The 17,445-nt window shown below is 58.0% G+C and carries 17 protein-coding genes; 10 read left to right on the top strand and 7 right to left on the bottom strand.

The window, feature by feature from the left end:
* Positions 1-83: 83 nt before the first annotated feature.
* Together JC200_RS12735 and JC200_RS12730 are read right to left on the bottom strand one after the other, a co-directional pair.
* Complete coding sequence (locus tag JC200_RS12735) at positions 84-1,307, bottom strand: 1-phosphofructokinase family hexose kinase (RefSeq protein WP_274432076.1); 1,224 nt, start codon at positions 1,305-1,307, stop codon at positions 84-86.
* Positions 1,307-2,083, bottom strand: a complete 777-nt coding sequence (locus JC200_RS12730) for a DeoR/GlpR family DNA-binding transcription regulator (RefSeq protein ID WP_274432075.1) — start codon at positions 2,081-2,083, stop codon at positions 1,307-1,309. The genes JC200_RS12735 and JC200_RS12730 overlap by 1 nt, the downstream gene beginning before the upstream one ends.
* 400 nt (positions 2,084-2,483) lie before the next feature.
* Between JC200_RS12730 and JC200_RS12725 the strand changes: the two genes are divergently transcribed.
* The 5 genes from JC200_RS12725 (at position 2,484) to JC200_RS12705 (ending at position 4,603) form a co-directional block, all read left to right on the top strand.
* Positions 2,484-2,744 (top strand): HPr family phosphocarrier protein, encoded by a 261-nt coding sequence (locus tag JC200_RS12725; protein WP_274432074.1) that lies wholly within the window; start codon positions 2,484-2,486, stop codon positions 2,742-2,744.
* A gap of 119 nt (positions 2,745-2,863) precedes the next feature.
* Positions 2,864-3,304 (top strand): PTS sugar transporter subunit IIA, encoded by a 441-nt coding sequence (locus JC200_RS12720; RefSeq protein WP_274432073.1) that lies wholly within the window; start codon positions 2,864-2,866, stop codon positions 3,302-3,304.
* Between the two features lie 6 nt (positions 3,305-3,310).
* A complete protein-coding gene (locus JC200_RS12715) occupies positions 3,311-3,583 on the top strand; it encodes a hypothetical protein (RefSeq protein ID WP_274432072.1) in 273 nt (90 codons plus the stop codon).
* Positions 3,522-4,145, top strand: a complete 624-nt coding sequence (locus JC200_RS12710; RefSeq protein WP_274432071.1) for an HD domain-containing protein — start codon at positions 3,522-3,524, stop codon at positions 4,143-4,145. The genes JC200_RS12715 and JC200_RS12710 overlap by 62 nt, the downstream gene beginning before the upstream one ends.
* 47 nt (positions 4,146-4,192) lie before the next feature.
* The gene (locus tag JC200_RS12705; RefSeq protein WP_274432070.1) at positions 4,193-4,603 is read left to right on the top strand and encodes a hypothetical protein; all 411 of its coding nucleotides are present in this window, start codon (positions 4,193-4,195) and stop codon (positions 4,601-4,603) included.
* A 358-nt stretch (positions 4,604-4,961) separates the two neighbouring features.
* Here the strand turns inward: JC200_RS12705 and JC200_RS12700 are convergent, their stop codons facing one another.
* Complete coding sequence (locus tag JC200_RS12700) at positions 4,962-7,148, bottom strand: spore germination YkwD domain-containing protein (RefSeq protein ID WP_274432069.1); 2,187 nt, start codon at positions 7,146-7,148, stop codon at positions 4,962-4,964.
* Positions 7,149-8,047: 899 nt separating this feature from the next.
* Positions 8,048-8,656, bottom strand: coding sequence for an RNA polymerase sigma factor (locus JC200_RS12695; protein ID WP_274432068.1), 609 nt, complete (start codon positions 8,654-8,656; stop codon positions 8,048-8,050).
* A 220-nt stretch (positions 8,657-8,876) separates the two neighbouring features.
* On the opposite strand from JC200_RS12695, the gene JC200_RS12690 reads away from it, so the two are divergent.
* Both JC200_RS12690 and JC200_RS12685 read left to right on the top strand, forming a co-directional pair.
* On the top strand, positions 8,877-9,701 hold the full coding sequence (locus JC200_RS12690) for a hypothetical protein (protein WP_274432067.1): 825 nt from the start codon (positions 8,877-8,879) through the stop codon (positions 9,699-9,701).
* Between the two features lie 301 nt (positions 9,702-10,002).
* Positions 10,003-10,917 carry a hypothetical protein gene (locus JC200_RS12685; protein WP_274432066.1) on the top strand — a complete coding sequence of 305 codons (915 nt, stop codon included), beginning with the start codon at positions 10,003-10,005 and terminating at the stop codon, positions 10,915-10,917.
* A 159-nt stretch (positions 10,918-11,076) separates the two neighbouring features.
* Here JC200_RS12685 and JC200_RS12680 read toward each other — a convergent pair whose 3' ends face one another.
* The 3 genes from JC200_RS12680 to galU all read right to left on the bottom strand — a co-directional run bounded on the left by JC200_RS12680 (position 11,077) and on the right by galU (position 13,792).
* Positions 11,077-11,556 carry a hypothetical protein gene (locus JC200_RS12680; protein ID WP_274432065.1) on the bottom strand — a complete coding sequence of 160 codons (480 nt, stop codon included), beginning with the start codon at positions 11,554-11,556 and terminating at the stop codon, positions 11,077-11,079.
* 125 nt (positions 11,557-11,681) lie between these two features.
* Complete coding sequence (locus JC200_RS12675; protein WP_274432064.1) at positions 11,682-12,776, bottom strand: LCP family protein; 1,095 nt, start codon at positions 12,774-12,776, stop codon at positions 11,682-11,684.
* A 122-nt stretch (positions 12,777-12,898) separates the two neighbouring features.
* A complete protein-coding gene (gene galU, locus JC200_RS12670) occupies positions 12,899-13,792 on the bottom strand; it encodes a UTP--glucose-1-phosphate uridylyltransferase GalU (RefSeq protein ID WP_274432063.1) in 894 nt (297 codons plus the stop codon).
* A gap of 270 nt (positions 13,793-14,062) precedes the next feature.
* Here galU and JC200_RS12665 point away from each other — a divergent pair, with 270 nt between their 5' ends.
* From JC200_RS12665 to JC200_RS12655, 3 genes are read left to right on the top strand one after another with little or no spacing between them, the layout of a single operon-like run.
* Positions 14,063-14,356, top strand: coding sequence for a chorismate mutase family protein (locus tag JC200_RS12665; protein WP_274432062.1), 294 nt, complete (start codon positions 14,063-14,065; stop codon positions 14,354-14,356).
* Between the two features lie 45 nt (positions 14,357-14,401).
* Positions 14,402-16,510, top strand: coding sequence for an aminodeoxychorismate synthase component I (gene pabB / locus JC200_RS12660; RefSeq protein ID WP_274432061.1), 2,109 nt, complete (start codon positions 14,402-14,404; stop codon positions 16,508-16,510).
* Positions 16,510-17,421, top strand: a complete 912-nt coding sequence (locus tag JC200_RS12655) for a prephenate dehydrogenase/arogenate dehydrogenase family protein (RefSeq protein ID WP_274432060.1) — start codon at positions 16,510-16,512, stop codon at positions 17,419-17,421. The genes pabB and JC200_RS12655 overlap by 1 nt, the downstream gene beginning before the upstream one ends.
* Positions 17,422-17,445 lie beyond the last annotated feature (24 nt).

The following is a 17,445-nucleotide window of genomic DNA, read 5'->3' as shown; positions in this document are numbered from 1 at the left end:
TGGCGTGGCGCGCGATGCGCCGCGTGAATCCGGTGGTCCGTGCCGCGGCACCAGGCGCGAGCTCCTCGGCGCCGCCGAATGGCCTACAACTGCAGCGACTCCACGCTGGTGCCGCACAGCACCGCCGCGATGTCGTCTCTCCCCGGGTGCGTGTTCCCGGGCTTTTGCACCTTCGCGGTGCCGGCTGCGGCGGCATAGCGCACGGCTTCGTCAAACGGCACGCCGCGCGACAGTCCGTACAACAGCGCCGCGACGACCGTATCTCCCGCTCCCACCGGCGACGTCACCGGCACGGTCGGCACCCGGACGCGGATGGCGCGAAGGTTATCTGCGCCGCGCGCTGCGCTCAGCGCTTCGACAGCCGCTGGTGGTCCGGCACTCCCTGACGGTTCGTGCTCGGGCGCACTGACAGCTCGGTTTCCGCTTGGTCCCGACACATCGCCCCAGCCTTCCCCCGCCACCGCGACGACGCCGTCCGGCCCCATTGAGACGACTGCTATACCGACTCCGCCCGCGACTAGTTCCGCGGCAGCGCGGGCGACGGCGTCGACAGAGCTGCAGTCGCGTCCCGTGATGTCGCTCAGCTCACGCACGTTCGGCTTAATCACATCCGGCCCGGCCTCAATCCCCCGCGCCAGCGCGGAGCCACTCGCGTCTAGCAACGTGTGGTAGCCTGCTCCTTTCGCCGCCCGGATGGCTTCGCTGTACCAGTCCTCTCGGCAACCGGCCGGCAAGTTGCCGCAGTAGGCAACCCAGCTTTGGGCGCCGGTGGAAGTGGCGATGGCAGCTCGAGCCACGTCTCCGCTGCCGGTGGCAGTGACGGTGGCCGCGCCAGCCACGCCCCCGGCGCGCCCAGCCACGGCGCCGGCGCGAGCCAGCTTACCCCGGCCGCGCAGGTACTCGGTCAGCTGCGCCCACTCGTCCGGCCGGATGACCGGCGCCGGGCTGTTGAACTCGGTCAAGTTGCCGGCCGCGTCAATCACCTTGACGTTCACCCGCGTTTCGGCCGCAATCTCGACAAAGTCCGACGTGATGCCCAACCTGTCGAGCTCCTGCGCGATGAACTGGCCGCGCGAGCCGCCGAGAAAGCCGGTGGCGCGCGTCGTGATCCCCAGTTCAGCGAGGAGTTTCGCGACGTTGATGCCCTTCCCGCCCGGATATTGCTGCGGCGCCTCGACCCGGTGCAGTTCGCCCGGGCAAAGCTCACCGACGGAGATGAACAGGTCGACGGCGGGATTCAGCGTGACCGTCACAATGGTAGGTTCGTAGTTGTCGCGTCTCGCCAACGTGCCGTCTGGCGTCGCCATCACCCCCTCTCCACAGCGCTCGGCGTGCGCACTGCGACGTGGTTGTCGTGCAGCGCGCGCGCAAACGATTCGTCGCCCACTTTCGCGTCCGTGACTAGGGTGTGCACCGCGTCCCAGGAACACACGTGCACGAAGCTGGTCTGGCCGATCTTGCTCACATCACTCGCCACGACCACGTGTTTCGCCGCCGCGACCATCGCCCGTTTCGTCGCTGCTTCGACCGCGTTTGGCGTCGTGACGCCACCTTCATGCATGCCGTTGGCGCCGAGGAACAGAATATCGACATGCAGTTGGCGCAGCATCTGCTCCGTGAACGGCCCGACGAACGCGCCCGTGGTCGGCCGCAGTTCGCCGCCGAGCACGACAAGTTGGCCGGCAAACCCAGTTGAGAGTTCGTTCGCGACGGCGAGGCTGTTGGTGACAACCGTGATCGGGCGATCCCGAAGTTGCACCCCGATGTGCCACGTCGTCGTCCCAGCGTCAATCAGCACGGTGTCACCGTCCTCGACAAGCGCCGCCGCAGTCGTACCGATGCGCGCCTTGGCGTCGGCGTGTTCGCCCCCCTTTTCTTGCCAGGTCGGTTCGTAACTGGCGTGATCGTCCAAAACGGCCCCGCCGTGCGTCCGCTTCAACTGGTGAGCTTGTTCGAGCTCCTGCAGATCCCGGCGGATCGTCGACTCGGAACTGTCGAGCAGCGCCGCGAGTTCTGCCACGGTCGCCCGGCGGTGAGTCTGGAGATAAGCGATGATTTGTGCTTGGCGTTCCGGGACGAACATCGGCCGGACCTCCCTCAGATTGCCGCCGCAAGCACGCTGGCCGCTGGCGCTGGTGTGCAGCGCGCGTTCGGCGGCGTGTCGCGTGTCGCGTGTCGCGTGTCGCGTGGCGGTGCGCAACGCGCGTTCGGCGGCGTGGTAGCGACGCTGGGCGTGGTAGCCCTGGCGCTGGTGTGCGTCTCAGCGCGGTGCCTGTAGAGCGTGTGCATGCGCTTTCGTGACGATTTCAGCGATATATGTCGGCGTTTTGTGCTCATTTGTGATTGAATACGCTCATTATAAAGTGTAAAATGACGTCAGGTCAATCATTCGATAAAATCGATGTGGATTGACAGGGATCACGCAACGGGATCTCTTGAAAACGCTGCCCGCTAGGAACCGAAGGGCGAGGAGGAATTGCTCGATGCGCCAGGAGTCTGTTGAAGTTACGCACGCCGCGGGTTTGCATGCGCGGCCGGCATCGGAGTTCGTGAACACGAGTGGCCGCTTTCAGTCGTCCGTCCAGGTGACGTTTAACGATAAGACGGTCGATGGGAAGAGTATCTTGGGAATCATGAGTCTTGGCGTCGCCAGAGGCAAAACGATCACGCTCACCGTCGATGGTCCAGACGAAGACCAAGCGATGGCTACCCTCGTCGCCTTGTTCCAACCGAAAGACGAGTAGAGTAGATGTCAAAGAGGCGCGCGGAGGCAATCCGCGCGCTTCCAGTTTAGAAGTGAAATTGCCGCGTGCAGCGTGAGCGTGAGCGTGAGCGTGACAACTTTACATAGGGGGCGTGAAGAGTGCTCGATGCGAACAACGTCTTGATGGGTGTAGCGGCGCCATCGCAAGAGGACGTCGTGCGGGCCGTCGTGAACCGGGCGCGCGAAGACGGCAAGGTGACGGACGTCGACCAGACGGTCCAGGCCGTGCTAGCGCGCGAACAGGAGAGCACGACCGGGTTCGGGAAAGGCGTCGCGATCCCGCATGGCAAAACCAACGCTGTCACGGAACCGGTGCTGTTGTTCGCGAAGCTAGCGCAGCCGGTCGAGTGGAAGTCGCTGGACGACAGGCCGGTGGATATGCTGTTCATGATCTTGGTGCCGGAGCAGTCCGCGAACGAACACCTGCAGATTCTGGCGAAGCTGGCGCGCAAGCTCATGCACAACGACTTCGTCGAGGCGCTGCGCGACTTTACGACGGCGGACGAAGTGGCCGCCTACGTGGAGAAGGAACTGGCGTAGGATTTGGTGGCGGCTTCGGCGCGATGGGGCGGCCGCGCGCGGGGCGGCTTCGGCGGCTTCGGCGGCTTCGGCGGCTTCGGCGGCTTCGGCGGCTTCGGCGGCTTCGGCGGCTTCGGCGGCTTCGGCGCGGTGATGGAAAAACTTAATGGAAGCGACGCCCGCGTCGCTGTCCAATTTCAGAGCGAGAGCACGAGACGGGGCGAGGAGGCAACGAAGCGTGGATTACTCACCATTTCTGCAGGCGGCGCGGGAAGCTTCTTCGCGCGATCCCGCGCATGACTTTTCGCACGTCGAGCGTGTGCGGAAGAACGCGGAGCTCCTTTTGGAGGAAGTCAGGGCCGATAGTGAAATCGTGATCCCCGCAATCCTGCTCCACGAACTCTTCAACTACCCGAAGGGGCATCCGCAGTCGCGTTATTCCGGCGACGCCTGCGCAGAGTTGGCGCGCGGGGTGCTCGAACAGGCCGATTACCCACTGGCGAAGCGCGAGAAGGTTCTCGACTGCATACGGTTCCACTCGTTTTCGCGTGGCGTGACGCCGGAGCATATGGAAGGAAGGATTGTGCAAGACGCGGACCGGCTCGATGCAATCGGAGCAATCGGGATCGCGCGACTATTCGCCACCTGCTCCGAGATGGGGCGACCGTTTTATGATCCCGGCGATCCGTTCGGGGACGACAGGCAGCCTGACGACAAAGCGTACGGCCTCGACCACTTCTACGTGAAGCTGTTCAAGTTGGCGGATGGAATGCACACGGAGGCGGCGCGGCGCATCGCGCGCGAGCGCACGGAGTTTATGGAGGCGTACATCGCCCAACTGCGCGTGGAGATCGGGCGGTAACGGCTGGCACGGCTGGCACGGCTGGCACGGCTGGCACGGCTGGCTATGTGATCGCGATCGACACTTCCACGGCCCCCGCCGCTCGCTATGTGATCATTATCGACACTTCCACGGCCTCCGCCGCTCGCTATGTGATCATTATCGACACTTCCGCGGGCTCCGCCGCTCGCTATGTGATCATTATCGACACTTCCGCGGGCTCCGCCGCTCGCTATGTGATCGTTTTCGACACTTCCGCGGGCTCCGCCGCTCGCTATGTGATCGTTTTCGACACTTCCGCGGCCCCCGCCGCTCGCTATGTGATCATTATCGACACTTCCACGGCCTCCGCCGCTCGCTATGTGATCATTATCGACACTTCCACGGCCTCCGCCGCTCGCTATGTGATCATTATCGACACTTCCACGGCCTCCGCCCCCTCCGATCCCCCGCTCATGAAGCTTGCACCGCCTCCGTAGCGGCACAGAACAGCTTATGTGCCATTTGAGCAGGTCCTCGGACCTCGATAGGCTGTCCTCAACCGCTTAACGGGGCCGTACGACGGCAAAACACCAATAAATATTGGGATTAAGCGGCCTCGGGCCGCTTAATATCCACTTTGGCCGGGAATATCAAGCCAATAGGCTGCGCTGTGCCGCTATCCAGGCTGCCCAACCCCTGGGCTGCGCCGCTATCCAGTCTCAGACCAATGTTATCGTGCGCGTGTCCTAATTTGGCTACCACCCCAGAAAATGGACAAAGTTCTATCTCCAGTTGTATTCGTGATGGTGCCCCCTCTCGCCTCCAGTTTCTCCGCTCAACGCCGCGCCAGGCTACTCAGTTCGAGACGATGTTCCACACACGTTGCACGCCGTTGTACCCATTCGCGTCCAGGCCGACGCTGTTGAGAATGCGCTGTAGGTCCCAGATTTCAATGTAGGAAGTCAGCGTCGACGTTCCAGGCTGCGCCGTCACAATGTGCGGCACCGCCATCAGCGCGCGGCCGTTGACTTCCATAAAGGCGTCGCCGGCGTGGGTCGTCGGGATGAGGCTGACGTCGAACGACGAGCTGTCGATGTTCAGCATGTTCACGTGCCAGACGTTCTGCAGACCGAGCCGCTGCAAAATTTGCTGCACATCGTAGACCGAGGTGTAGTACGTCCCGCGGTAAGTGAAGCCCGGGACGACGAACTGCTTGACGCCGTTCAGTTCAAATGTCCGGGACGACCAAGTCAGGTTGCGCGTGGCGAGGCGCTGGGCGCTCTCGATCGGGGCGGCGATCACGACCGTCTCCCCCGCGGTGAACCCAAACGTGACTTTGCCCGCCTGCACCTGTGCGGGCACTTGGGTGAGGCCTCCCGGCGTCTGGCCACCGCTCGAAGTCGGACCGCCGCTCGGAGCCTGGCCACCGCTCGACGTCGGACCTCCGCTCGGGGCCTGACCTCCGCTCGGGGCCTGACCTCCGCTCGGGGCCTGACCTCCGCTCGACGCCTGGCCACCGCTCGAAGTCTGGCGACCGCTTGACGTCGGACCGCCGCTCGGCGCCTGGCCACCGCTCGGAGCCTGGACGTATACCCGGGCGTTGGCCGGGATGACCGGACTCGACACCGTCAGCGACATCGGATGTGTTGCGGCGCTGCCAGAGACGCTCACATCGAAGGCGGCGATGGGCGTGGCGTCGGCGGGATCGACGGAGATGAAGGACGTTGTCGGCACACTCGAGACTGTCAACTGATGCTGCGAGGAGAAGGCCTGGGCTGGAATGGAGACGCTGATCACGTTCTTTCCGTCCACCCCGGTCACCGTGGAGGCGCTTGAGTTCGCGACCGTCGAGACGAGCGGTCCCGCGCCGGAGCCTGCCCCTGAGCCAGAACCGGAGCCAGAGCCTGCCCCTGAGCCGAGTCCCGAACCTGATCCCGAACCGGAAGCGCTGTTCGTCTGGGGTGACGCAACCGCGATCGTCACCGTCGGTTGCGCGACGACCTGCCTTCTCGCATCCGTCACAGTCGCTTGAAACGTGAATGTGCCGGACTGCGACGGCGTCCCGGTCAGAACGCCGGCAGACGACAGCGACAGTCCATCGCCAACACTCGTGCTGCCAGAGGCCGGGCTGGAGCCTGCGCCAGTGGCGGCCGCCCCACCGTTGCTGGAGCCTGCGCCAGTGGCGGCCGCCCCACCGTTGCTCGAGCCTGCGCCGGTGGCGGTCCAAGTGTACGGGCCGACGCCGTTGGTCGCCATCAACCGCGTCGACGCGCTCTGGCCGGCTACGACCGAGATCGTCTGGCTATCGAAGTACGGTAGCTCCTGCTGCCAGGTGAAGTACAGCGCCGGTGGCGTTGCGCCTGGGACCGCGACGAACAGTTCCGTGAAGTCGTTGTTGGTCGATGTGGTGCGGCTCGTACCGGCCGCGCCCATGACGAGGCTGAGCGGCGAATACGCAGACGTCCAGTTCGACAGAATGTTGTCGCGGTGGCCAAAGCAGCCAGTGCTGTTGGTCGGCGTACAGTCGATGTTGTCTCCGCCCTGCCCGTCCTGGTACATCCAGCCGTAGTCAGCCTCAAGCACACCGCCCGGAACAGCCGCCCAGTTCGAGCCCCACGCGACAAATGAAAACGGCGCGTTGCGTGGAAATACCGGATCGGTCGAATTCTGCACACCGACCTCTGCTGCCGTGTCGAGTACCGCGTTCAGACCAAGCACCGGAGGTAGGCCGCGAGAGAGACGTTCTAGGTTCGCGATCACGAGCAGCTTCTCCGCCGCTGTGAGCGAACTGTAGTTCGAAGGGAGCGCGATGGTCGGGATGAACTCTGCGTGGCTGTGCGCGTTGTTGATGGCCCTGAGCACCGTACTGTCGGTCGGGTTCCACGACGCCCAGATGTCCGGGATCGGCAGGAAGTTTGCCGGCGGTTGAACGGCGGGTATTGGGCTGGCCAACGCGACCGGCAGAGTCGCGAGGGTCATACCAGCCGTCGCAACGGCTGTAGCTGCGGAAGCGCCAAGGAGTCGCGCGAGTCTGTTCGTCACGGTGAGTCTCATCCTTTCGATCGCCTGGCGACCGCTCTGTTCTGTGCGTGGGCGGCGGCCCTTTTGCTCGGCCGGTGGCCCAGCGCAACTCTGCCCCGGTTGATCACGGCCGTTCCCACGCGGCTGCTGTCGCCTGCGGCTGCGGCTCGCGGTGTCGAATTATGATAGAGACAGTATAGCAGAGGGGCTTGTCCTAGTAGAGTTGCGGCGGTGCGCCGGTGGGAGCGACATTTTTGCACTTGTCTCGGCTTCCGTGAGGTCAATGATTGAAGGTTAGCGACGCCAGCGTCGCTAAGCGACCAATTTCAGACGCACCAGGTACCGCTGAGTGCCGGATTCCGTGCAGATCCATCACGTCAGTACTGGGGGCGGTTCATTTCTTGGGGGCATCTGACAAGATTCGGTTCTTCGCTAGGCAGATTTCACAGGTGTCGGACTTGCAGATTGCGAGTGGATAGTCGACTTCCGCAATTTGTCTGTATCCAGTTTGAAACTTTTGAACCGCAGGATGCTTAGTTACAAGAGTCAGACAAGCTAGGCACCAAACAAGTTCTAGCTCCACTGCAACACCCACCCTGTTATATCTGTGTTTTTATGTATATTCATACATATAGTACTCCAACCACAGTGGCCTTCCATGGGACTTTTGTCCCGGTTATATAGGTCTTTTGTCTCGTTTGGCAGGCTCACGATGGCGCAGGACAACAGGACAACAGGACAACAGGACAACAGGACAACAGGACAACAGGACAACAGGACAACAGGACAACAGGACAACAGGACAACAGGACAACAGGACAACAGGACAACAGGACATCTCCCCCCTCGTTCTCTGTGTAATAGCGAATGAGCCATAGATACGACAATTCGTGACATGATTTTAAATGGCCTTATTTTTTCTAGCTCGCGTGTAAAACCTCACACTCGGTGTGTCCCTTATAAATGTCAGCGGTTATGGGGTTGAATTCCCACCCGACCATACCACAGAGATCGCATTTCTCCACACTTCTTTCCCGACATACGGGTACATCGCCACCACCGGGATTGTGGATGCGTGGACCATGAATTTTGGAGTGGCTGATTATGTCCCCGACTTGTGGGTATTGAAGACTCGCAGATGACAACAAGTGTGCTTGGATGGATTTCACCTGTGTTGGGACCATCTGAAGCAACTGCTTGAAATCAGACTGAATCGCTTGTTCTGCTTGCGGGTCTGGCCCCAATGCAGGCCGTTCAATTCCGTTGTCGGAAAATGTAACCTTGTCCATGATGATTGTTTCTCTCGTCAGCATTTGATGAAGTTTTGTAGCGCGTGTCGCGCCCATTATATCGACAATCTTCCCAAGATCTCTATTCAGGGCACTGTTCATCACGTTCGCATCGTGTCGGAAGGCTTTAATGAATGTGTCCTGTGTCAAATCTTCTGCCGCGTATCGGTCCCTGGTCATGTGAACCAACAAGTTGAATACATCGTCCCCGTACTCGCTGAAGAGAGCTCCTATATCCAAAAGCCACCTCCCCTGACACCAACACTTAAAAGACGCATATCGATCCCGCCCCGTTACACTTCCATCGTTGCCACGGCTGCCGTTTCGACGCGACAGACACCAAAATCCATATACAGGATGGGATCCTTCGAACTGTTTCATGGATCGGAACGACCCGTTCTTCCCAATTCTCAGATAGAGTCGTGGCCTCGACATTTCCGCGGCTCGGGCGGCTCGCTATGTGATCGCGATCGACTTTTCCGACGTCCCCGCCGCTCGCTATGTGATCGCGATCGACTTTTCCGAAGCCCCCGCCGCTCGCTATGTGATCCTTATCGACATTTCCGACGCCCCCGCCGCTCGCTATGTGATCCTTATCGACACTTCCGACGCCCCGGCCGCTCGCTATGTGATCGTTATCGACACTTCCGGGCCCTCCGCCGCTCGCTATGTGATCCTTATCGACACTTCCCAGGCCCCTGCCGCTCGCTATGTGATCCTTATCGACTCTTCCCAGGCCTCCGCCGCTCGCTATGTGATCCTTATCGACACTTCCGACGCCCCCGCCGCTCGCTATGTGATCGTTATCGACACTTCCGACGCCCCCGCCGCTCGCTATGTGATCCTTATCGACACTTCCGAGGCCCCGGCCGCTCGCTATGTGATCGTTATCGACACTTCTCAGGCCCCTGCCGCTCGCTATGTGATCGTTTTCGACATTCCCGGGGCCTCCGCCGCTCGCTATGTGATCCTTATCGACATTCCCGGGGCCTCCGCCGCTCGCTATGTGATCCTTATCGACATTTCCGACGCCCCCGCCGCTCGCTATGTGATCCTTATCGACACTTCCGACGCCCCGGCCGCTCGCTATGTGATCGCGATCGACTTTTCCGGGGCCCCCGCCGCTCGCCATGTGATCGTTATCGACTTTTCCGGGGCCTCCGGCCTCCGCCGCTCGCTATGTGATCGTTTTCGACTTTTCCGCGGCCTCCGTAGCGGCACAGAACAGCTTATGTGCCATTTTAGCGGCTCCACGGACCTCAATAGGCTGTCCGCAACTGCTTAACGGACCCGTAGGACGGCAAAACACCCATAAATATCGGGATTAAGCGGCCTCGGGCCGCTTAATATCCACTTTGGCCGGGAATTTCAAGCCAATAGGCGGCGCTGTGCCGCTATCCAAGCTATCCAAGCCCCAGCGCTGTGCCGCTATCAAATCTCAGGGCAATGTTCCAATCCTCTCTCCTTCCAATCCTCTCACTTCCCACGCCAATCCAATCGTCCTCCGTGTGACGGACACTTTGTACCGCTAGCGAACGAACTCTATGAATCGTTACAACACACGAGGCCGAAAGGGGTTGGATAGGATGAACAGACGTCTGGTTGTGGGTGTGGGCGTATTGTGTGCAGTGGGAATGACAGCTGGCGCGGCCAGCACGGCACTCGCGGGCACCAGCTCGACACAGGCCACGAACGCAAGTCACAGCACGAACGCAAGTCACAGCACGAGCGCAAGTCACAGCACGAGCGCAAGTCACAGCACGAGCGCAAGTCATAGCACCAGCGCAAGTCACAGCACGAGTGCGCAAGCAAAGAGTTCAAGCTCTGTGCAGGTCACCTCCAAACCGACAATCACGGTCGGAAAAGCGACAACGCTCGCCACGTTGAGGCAAGACTCCGCGGGCACTCAGTCCTCCGCGCAGGGGACCGTAACGATCAACACCACGTCGTCGACGCAGCCTTCGGGCACATCGGCTCGCGCGCAGCTACAGAGCGCCATTCAGTCGCTCCACGCGGCCATCAAGGACGACCAATCTGCGCGCAAGCAACTGCAACAAGCCGTTCAGAACTTCCGCGCGGCGTTGCAGCAGGCCGAACGCAGTGGGGACGCAAGCGCGGTGAAGACCACGATTTCGCAGACACAAGGTCTAAGGACCATACTGTCGCAAGCGATGAACGACCGACAAGAAGTCGGCACGTCTGAGAAAGTATCGTTGAAAGACCAGAACAGCAACCACATTGCAAAAGCCGTGAGTGCGATCAGCGCAGTGGTGACACGCGATGAACGGGAAGCACAGGCCATGCAAAAGGCCGCGCAGGAGCTAAACAACCTGACGGCAACGCTCAAAAGTGCAACTACGTCTCCGGCGAAGCCTGGCTCCGCAAACGCCGAATTGACGCTGTGGAGTAAGTTCGGTCACCTGCCGGACAGTCAAGTCCATATCGGCGGTCTAAAGGGGTCGCTGTCGCTGCACATCACCGCCGGGCCGCACCACAGTTAAGCCCCCAGGTAATTTTCGTGTAATGTCCAGGTGGTTTTCAGGACGGGGCAACGCACTTCACTTTTCGCGAGCAACTCGAGCAACTCAAACAACTCAAACAACACGATCAACACAAACAATACAAGCCCTCGCCAGCAAAGTGCGAGGGCTTTGACACATTCACTGTGGGTTCGTCATGCGCTTATACCAACTGAGGAACGCCTGGTCAAGCGCTTTGCGGAGCTTGACTTGATCGAACAGGTCGCTGTAGACGGGTACTTCATCGATCCAGTTTGCCCAGTTGCCCAGATAGCCTTCGATGTCTTGCCAATGCCCGTCCTTCACAGTCACCGTGACGTGGTCATGTTCGATTGTCGCAGCAACATCAAAGGAGTGAAGAGACCAACTCGGGTTCAGGGTTTCATGCAGCGAGTCACACTGGATAGAAAAACCGACGGGCGGTTGTTCAGAGTTGACGGCCAGCCGGTCGGGATCACCTGAAATATACTCGAGCGCCCACAAGTTGAAGGCGTCTTGAACCTGTTCAGTCAGCTCTTTCGACGTTTCCTTCGCATGCGCCTGCTCGTCGGCCTTCTGTTGGCGACGCGCTTGCTCGGTAGCTTTGATGGTTTGCATGTCTTGGTGCAGATCGCGATCCAATATTCGTCACCTCTTCACAGAGTCTACCCAACCTAGAAAAGGGTATGACGTTACGCCGGTCCGTCCGTTAGCCGCCACGCAGCAACGGCCCTCTTTGCTTCGTGGCCAGTGACGCCCGTCCGTCGCTAAAAGTGGGCATGAATGATTTGTTTGAGCTGATTCATGTTGAGGATGATCTCGTCATCCATGGCCCCGAGTGGGTCATTGTAGATGAGCTCACCCTTCCCGCTTACCTGGTAGTAGTGAATTTGGCTCGAATGGAAATCTCCCTTGACGCCAAGCCCAATACTGATGAAGTCCTGAGGGGTCATGTTGGTGTCCATCAGGTACTGCGATACTGACCTCGACAGTTGCGGTAGCTTGGTTAGGTTGGAAGGCTGCATCACAGCCTTCGCGATGCCTTTAAGTGCTGCCGCCTGTAACTTCTGGCGACCGTAGTCGGTCCCAGGTACGGAAAAACGTTCGTGTACGACCTCTGCCACCAGCCGCCCATTGAGAAAGTGTGGCCCAGCGGAAAACTTCATGCCAGCATCCTGTGTGTACCACGGGTGTGTCAGTGTGACGGGGAAAGGTAGGTTCATCGTGATGCCGCCAATCGCATTGACCATCGCCTGCAAACCCCAATAGTTCGTTTCTGCATAGTAGTTGATTGGAACCCCGGTGAATTTGCTGATGAATTGCACCGCATACAGGGTGCCTTGCTTGGGACCGAGTTTGGTCTGCGCGAGAATTTGCACACTGGTAATCTTCGTGTGACCAAAACCCGGCATGTACACACGCGTATCGCGCGGAATGCTGAGCATGTTGTATTGGTGTGTATTGAGATTCACGTGAATCAGAATGATCGAATCCGTGTGGCTGTCTGCGACCGACAACCCGCTGCCACTACCGGTCGGGCGAGCGTCGGAGCCAAACAACAGCACGTTGAACACCCCAGGCGCTTCACTAGAGGTGGGCTTCGATGCGGTGGACTTACTAGATATGGTGCTGAAGGTCGTGTTGGCAGCAGTGACGGTGCCTGTCGGCGCGACAGTCGGCAGGTTCTTGAAGTGGTTCTTTGGTTGCAGACGTTGATATTCGTAGAAACCAAGGCCGGCTGCCACCACGACAACGGCGGCAATGCCAATTCCGGTGTATGCCAGCAGGCGTTTCCACGTAGGTTTCTTCCTCTTTTGCTTGACCGTGTCCCGTCGTGAGTGGTCTGTGGGTCCTTTGTTCACACAGGCATCCTCCTTGAAAACTCGCCATAATTAAAACGACAATTTCGTGAATTAACGCAATCTGCATCCTTCCATCTGAGTCATGCGGTCCCCCGCCAGACCCTCTCTGCAGCAGATTCGGATTAACCGACAACGAATTCCTCAGCCACTATCATTCGCCTCATCATCGCCTGTAGTTCATCCCGGAGGTCTTTGCGACCTAGCGCCAACTCAAGGGTGGCCTCAATGAAACCAAGTTTCTCACCCACGTCGTAGCGACGTCCTTCAAACTCACAGGCAATCATGCCCTGTTTTCGATTCACTTCAACCAGTGCGTCCGTTAACTGAATCTCACCCCCTGCGCCGATTTGACCGAGTTCCAAAAAGTCAAACACGTCTGGCGTCAAGACGTATCGGCCAATGATCGCCAAGTTCGATGGCGCCTCGACGGGTTGGGGTTTTTCGACCATTTCACGGATTTGTGACAATCGACGAGATGTGCCCATTGGTATCGAACCGACAATCCCGTAACGAGAAACAGCCTCTTTGGGCACATTTTGAACTCCAACGACCGGCATTTCGTAGGTCTCATAGACATCCATCAATTGCCGAATGCACGGGGTATGGGCATCGACGATGTCGTCCCCAAGCAACACAGCGAACGGCTCACTCCCAACAAACCGCCTTGCACACCAAACTGCGTGCCCAAGTCCTAATGGTTCCTTTTGGCGGATGTAGTGAATGTTAGCCAAGCTCCCAATCTGCCTGATTTCCGCGAGTTGCGAATGCTTATCCCGATGGGTTAGTAACTCTTCCAACTCCACAGAACGGTCAAAGTGGTCCTCAATCGCCCGTTTTCCTTTGCCCGTTACAATCAGTATGTCTTCAATGCCTGACGCCGCTGCTTCCTCGACGATGTACTGAATTGTGGGTTTGTCTACAATTGGCAACATTTCCTTTGGCATCGCCTTCGTCGCTGGAAGGAATCGCGTCCCCAGTCCAGCGGCCGGGATGACTGCTTTGCGCACTTTTGGCATAAGAATCCCCCCTTTGCAGCACAACGGTACGCGCATGCACTCCGCAACGATTTTCGTTCTATATAATGAACATCGTTATCATAACCCCTCCCCACGGCAAAAACAAGCGGGCCGTTGGCAGCTTGTTTTTCTGCATTTTGTTCTTCATCGGGAACGATTAACTACTGAAGTTCTATTGACAGAACAACACTGTTCTTTATACTGAACAGAAAAGGTGATTGATCTGCATCAAAGTCTGACTTTCGAAGCAACGAGAAGGGGTGTAAATAGTTGGAACACGCAGAAGGATTAGAACGGCTACGTGGTGACCTCGACTTAATCGATGAACTGTTGTTGGATGCCCTGCGGGCCCGCATCGAGTGCTGTGTTCGAATTGCAGAGTTTAAACGGGAGCATGACATCCCCATGATGCAGCCGCATCGCATCAACTTCGTCCAAGAGCGTGCAGCTCAGTACGCTACCGAGCACAACATCGCCCCCGCCTTTTTGCGCAATCTGTATGAGTTGGTTATTGCCGAGACCTGCCGTGTTGAGGACTTAGTCATGAGTGGCTCTGGTCAATAGGGCGACGGTGCCCGCGAGTCTTTACTTAGGGAAGGAGAATTTCACGTGTCTCACAAGACCCAAACACTCCTGATCGACAACTATGACTCGTTCACCTACAACCTTTATCAGCTGTTGAGTCAGGTCAACGGACGCGAACCCATCGTGGTTCGAAATGACTCTGACTGGTCGCAGATTGCGCTCAAAGACATTGATAACATTGTCATATCTCCCGGTCCAGGAAGGCCCGAACGATTTCGGGATTTCGGCATCAGCACCCAGGCCATTCTGGAGTCCGGTCTGCCTGTTCTCGGGGTGTGCCTGGGTCACCAGGGCATTGCTCACTTATTCGGGGGTCAAGTGGAACACGCCGAGGAACCCATGCATGGACGTGTCTCACTCATTCATCACACCGGAACGGATATTTTTTCTGGTATACCATCGCCGTTTCCAAGCGTTAGATATCACTCGTTGCTCGTAACGCGCTTAGGAGACGAACTGGAGCCAATTGCGTGGACTCAAGACGGGCTGCTGATGGGACTCCGACATCGGACCGTACCGTTATGGGGCGTTCAATTCCACCCAGAGTCGATCTGCAGTCAGTATGGCCTGGAGTTGCTAGATAACTTCCGCGAGATTACCCACGCACGTCTTGTGGTTCCTTCGAGCGACGTATCAATGAATACCGACTCCTCAGAGTCTTCTGCTCAGTTTTACCGAGTGCATGTTCGTACACTGCCATTCCTGCCTGACCCGCAGGCAACGTTTGAAGAGATGTTCTCAAAGTCACCGCATGCGTTTTGGCTTGACAGCAACGGCGGGTCTTCACGGTTTTCGTTTCTTGGAGATAGCAAGGGGCCCCATTCGGAGTACGTTACGTATTCGGTTCCCGATGAAACAGTCGTCGTAACACGTCCCGGTCTACCCACACAATACATTCACCAACACTTCTTTGATTACCTTGACGAACAACTGCGCCGTCGCCATGTTCCCAAAACTAACAACCTCCCCTTTGACTTCAACCTTGGCTACGTTGGCTATATTGGCTACGAACTTAAAGGTGAAACGTGTGGCAACGGTAACCAACACCAATCAGAACACCCAGACGCGGCGATGCTTTTTGTCGATCGGATGATTGTCTTTGACCATGTCGAAGAGGTCACCTATTTGTTGTGCTTGGCTACAGCCACCGACAAGCACCAGGCAGTTCCTTGGCTGGAAGGCACTGCACAGCGTTTACGCACGCTGCCTCGCGCTTCCGTAGAGGAAAAGGTCGCCCCACTTACGGTAGTGCCAGGTCATAATTTGGACGTAACCCTCCGCCATAACAAGGCGAAGTACCTCGACCTAGTCAACACATGTCTAGAAGAAATCAAAAACGGCGAATCATACGAAATCTGCCTAACGAATACCGCTACTGTCGAAACGGATTTAGAGCCCTGGGTGACTTACACACACTTGCGGCATGTCAGCCCTGTTCCCTACGGAGCCTTTTTAAACTTCCCGGACGTTTCGGTACTAAGCGCTTCCCCCGAGCGATTCTTAGCCATCAACTCAGACGGAGTTGTCGAATCAAAGCCAATCAAAGGGACGCGCCCCCGCGGCGTCACCGCGGCTGAGGATGAAGAACTGCGGAGAAATTTGGGAACCAGTGAGAAAGACCGATCGGAGAATTTGATGATTGTTGATTTAGTACGAAATGACCTCAACTCGGTGTGTGCCGTGGGTTCCGTCCATGTTCCTCAACTTTTTCAAGTGGAGACATTCGCTCCGGTACATCAGCTTGTGTCCACAGTCCGTGGAACGCTGAGTCCAGACAAGTCAGCAGTTGACTGTGTTCGCGCTTCGTTCCCCGGAGGCTCGATGACTGGCGCTCCAAAGATACGCACTTTGGAGATCATTGATAGACTCGAATCCGGACCTCGCGGCGTGTACTCTGGCTGCCTGGGATGGTTTAGCCTCTGCGGTGCAACAGACCTCAGCATTGTCATTCGCACCATCGTGATGACGGAAGGCAAAGCGAGCTTCGGAATTGGCGGCGCCATCATTGCCATGTCAGACCCTGAAGAGGAGTTCGAAGAGACTCAAGTGAAAGCCAGAGCCATGATTTCAGCCATCACAGCAGCCAGCTACTCAACTTCACTTTCAGAACCTGTTTCATTAGGAGAAAAATGATGAGCCTGAGACATTGCGTGGTAATCGGCGGAGCGGGCGCGGTGGGAAGTCTGTTCGCAGATTTGTTGCAGACATCAGGGCGACAAGTGTCTGTCATAGACCACATCAAACCGACTGGCAATTTCCCTTTTGAGATATGCGACGCCGCAAACTTAACCATCGACGCTCGCGAGATGGTTCGCACAGCAGATATGGTCTTATTGGCGTTGCCCGAGCGTGTTGCAATCGAAATGGTTCCGAGTCTATGTACGCAAATGCGAGCTAATGCCCTGCTCGCCCACACTCTATCGGTGCAGTCGCGAATGTCCAACGCCATTGAAACGTTACAGCCGGCTGTAGAAGTGGTTGGGCTCAACCCGATGTTTGCCCCGAGTCTAGGCGTTCTCGGCCGGTCAGTTGCGGCAATCGTACAACGCGGTGGTCCGAACTCGGATGAACTTCTCGACCTCCTTTCGTCTTGGGGTGGAAAGGTCATCCGAGTTACTGCCGAAGAGCACGACCGACTTGTCGCGGCCATGCAGGTATTAACTCATACCACGGTCCTCGCATTCGGCGCAGCGTTAAGGGAATTAGGGGTTGACCTGGCTCTCGTCAGCACCCTAGCCCCTCCACCGCACGCGACACTATTGGCCATTCTGGCGCGAATTTCCTCTGGTACCGCGGAGGTCTACTGGGATATTCAGTCTGCCAATCCCTACGCGCCGGCAGCACGGAGTGCTCTGTTCAACGCTGTAAACCAGGTCGTTTCGGCCACGAGCAGTGAGACGGAGTTCGTAGCCTTACTCGACACCAACCGCCAACTGCTTGGAGCAGAGTTGGAAGTGTATCAAAGTATCTGCGCCAAAGTGTTTGACCAATGTAGGCAGACTTCTGCAGATACTTCCATACCGCATACTCCGTCGCCGCTTTGAACTGTATCAGGACAAAGCTGGGCG

The sequence above is a fragment of the Alicyclobacillus sp. ALC3 genome, assembly GCF_028751195.1.
Lineage (GTDB): Bacteria > Bacillota > Bacilli > Alicyclobacillales > Alicyclobacillaceae > Alicyclobacillus_L.
Note: the sequence above shows the minus strand (reverse complement) of the source record. Positions and strands in the feature narration are given on the sequence as shown.